Annotated in this window: 2 protein-coding genes; one reads left to right on the top strand and one right to left on the bottom strand. The window is 43.1% G+C overall.

What is annotated here, in order from left to right:
- Nucleotides 1-28: 28 nt before the first annotated feature.
- Nucleotides 29-736 carry an AzlC family ABC transporter permease gene (locus tag CLOSYM_RS21790; RefSeq protein WP_021643876.1) on the bottom strand — a complete coding sequence of 236 codons (708 nt, stop codon included), beginning with the start codon at nt 734-736 and terminating at the stop codon, nt 29-31.
- 171 nt (nt 737-907) lie between these two features.
- Between CLOSYM_RS21790 and CLOSYM_RS21785 the strand changes: the two genes are divergently transcribed.
- Nucleotides 908-1,849, top strand: a complete 942-nt coding sequence (locus CLOSYM_RS21785; RefSeq protein WP_009295787.1) for a radical SAM protein — start codon at nt 908-910, stop codon at nt 1,847-1,849.
- Nucleotides 1,850-2,860: the final 1,011 nt, after the last annotated feature.

The raw sequence follows: 2,860 nt of genomic DNA, 5'->3' as shown, positions 1-2,860 counted from the left end.
ACTCCGTTTTTTCATAGATTACTTGACACTACCCTTTTTTATAGCCTGCACTCACAACGCCCAGGATTGCAATCATCGCAGGTATGATAAAGGCATCCTGACCAAAAATATTCAGGCACAGAACAGAACAAACCACGCCGGCCACAGCCGGCCCATGCTTCTTCTGTGACATCCACTGTTCCGTAAAAATCACAATAAAAAGAGCCGTCAGTGCAAAATCCAGCCCCTCCGTATTAAATGTAATGACGGAACCGGCTGCCGCCCCGATAAGGGTTCCCAATACCCAATAACACTGGTCGAGAAATGTCAGCAGTAAGTAGGTTTTTTCTTCCGGCATCCCTTCAGGCACCTTCTCATTACACACAACGGAAAAAGTTTCATCGGTCAGCCCGAAGATCAGATACGGCTTAGATTTTCCCATATTCTGATATTTCCCCAGCATAGAAATTCCGTAAAAAAGATGGCGTGCATTTACCATCAGCGCCATTAAAAATGCTGCTGCAGGGCTTACCGCTACCAGAAGAAGGTTAATACCCACATACTGGAGGCTGCCGGCATATACAATCACGCTGATAGCCAATGCCCATCCGGCGCTGAAGCCATTCACGCTCATCAATATTCCGTATGCCGTACCGAGAAATATGTACCCAACCATAACCGGCACTGTTTTCGGAAATACATATCTAAGTACTTCTCCTGTGCCGCATTTACCTGCTGCCTTGCTCTCCCCAATCATCTTTTCACCCTCAACCGACTTTTCATATTCATTCTGTATTCCGATTCATTCATCTTGCAATTTATCATCTTCCCCTGCTATACTATGCAGTAGTAAATAACTGGAAAAACCTTACATTATAGCATTTAATTGTATCTGTGATCCATCACTATGTCAATAGGAGCAATGGAAATGAAACCGCAATTTAATTCTCTATTCAGCTACCGTGCCTGCAATTTCTGTCCCAGAAACTGCGGGGCAGACCGAACGAAGCAGACCGGTTACTGCAAAAGCCCGGCCCATATCACAGCCGCCAGGGCTGCCCTTCATCATTGGGAAGAGCCATGTATCAGCGGTATCCGCGGAAGCGGCACCGTCTTTTTCAGCGGATGCACGCTGAGATGCTGCTTCTGCCAAAACTATAAAATAAGCTGTGAAGGATACGGCAAAGAAATTTCTCCCGGACGCCTCTGCGAGATATTTCTTGACCTGCAGGAACAGGGCGCGCATAACATCAATCTTGTAACAGCCACACAATATCTTCCCTCCGTTCTCGAAGCGCTGGAAAACGCAAAAAAGAATCTGCACATCCCCGTAGTCTACAACTGCGGCGGTTATGAGACGGCAGAAACAATCGGCGCCCTCTCGGAGTATGTTGATATCTGGCTTCCGGATCTAAAGTATTATTCTCCCATACTTTCAAGACGGTATTCTCAGGCAGAAGACTACTTTGCAGTCGCCTCCCGCGCTGTGGAACAGATGATACGCCTTACAGGCCCGCCTGAATTCGGGGAATATAAAGACAAGCGGTCCGGAACCGCCTGCAGCATACTGAGAAAAGGAGTGATTATAAGGCATATGGTACTGCCCGGACATAAAGACGATTCAATCCGGCTGCTGTACTGGATGAAGGACACGCTTCCAAAGGGCGGCTTTCTCATCAGTCTGATGAGCCAGTACACTCCCTTCTACCGCAGCGCCGATTATCAGGAGATTAACCGCAGGATCACTACATACGAATATGAAAAAGTGCTGAATACAGCTATAGAATTGGGACTGACGGACGGATTCATGCAGGAAAAAAGCAGTGCAAAAGAAGAATATACGCCCCCATTTGAACTCGAGGGACTTTAAAGAGAGAGACGGGATTTATTTCTCACCACACAGGTAAATCAACACATAGAAGTGGGTACCGATAAATTACTTTTTTATCGATACCCACTTCAAGATACTTCGTCCATTGGTTTTTACCTCTCTTATGTCTACCTGTGACATCTATATGAAATTTTTACCAACAACCTTTTTCTTTCTCTATCAAACTATTTCTTTTACATATCTTATCTATTCTCTTCTCGGAATATTGTTCTTCTTAATAATACTTTCTCGTCATATTACTAAACCGACTCTTTTTCTTCGACATTTATATAGATTTTATTGTTTGACTTTTTATTTCTTTTTAAAGGTTGTTGTTTTTCCTATGTCTGATTTAAAAAGTTAAATCAGACGAGTTTTACTGTTTTGGTGGACCGTACCTCCTTTACTTAGATTTGGTTTGGTTCTTTAATTTCTTTTGCTTTTGTATCTTTTTGATGTCTTTATTATATCCATTCCAAACCATTTTGTCAATACTTTTTAGTGTTTTTAAGCTATAATTTTATATTTATAATCTTTTCACCGTTATATACTGATATTTATAGTTTATTTATTCTGAATTTTCACAATTATTCAAGTTATTGTTATGAATTAGCAGGGGAAAATCAAAAACGCCGCTGATTGTGGTGAACCAATGTCATGATGTTGGGGTCAAAAGGTCTTTTGCCCCCTTTGAAACCGGATTGCTCCGCACTGCGTGCTCTCACAATCCTCAAAAACATTCGCAATCCGCTCATTTTTCTGCGAAAAATGGCTTCTTACTCATGTTTTTGGCGGGTCCCAAGATTAAAAATCTTCATGCAAGCAAGCTTGCATCAGATTTCCAACCTTTTGACCCTGGTATCATGTCATTTAGTTAACAGTGCAATAAATTGGAGATTTAACTGAGGTAGGAGGACGCGTCCGGAACGGACCATGTCCGGTGTGGTGGGGGAGTTTGTCTGAGTCTTCCTACCCCGGTTGAAGGTTGTCGTGAGGGGGAATCCGGCCGGA

The organism is [Clostridium] symbiosum ATCC 14940, assembly GCF_000466485.1.
Classification (GTDB): Bacteria; Bacillota; Clostridia; order Lachnospirales; family Lachnospiraceae; genus Otoolea; species Otoolea symbiosa.
The sequence above is the reverse complement of the archived record's forward strand: the minus strand, read 5'-3'. Positions and strand labels throughout refer to the sequence as shown.

Excerpts from the sequence above, each read along its gene's own strand:
- CLOSYM_RS21790 (WP_021643876.1), bottom strand. The coding sequence starts at position 736 with ATGATTGGGGAGAGCAAGGCAGCAGGTAAATGCGGCACAGGAGAAGTA.
- CLOSYM_RS21785 (WP_009295787.1), top strand. The coding sequence starts at position 908 with ATGAAACCGCAATTTAATTCTCTATTCAGCTACCGTGCCTGCAATTTC.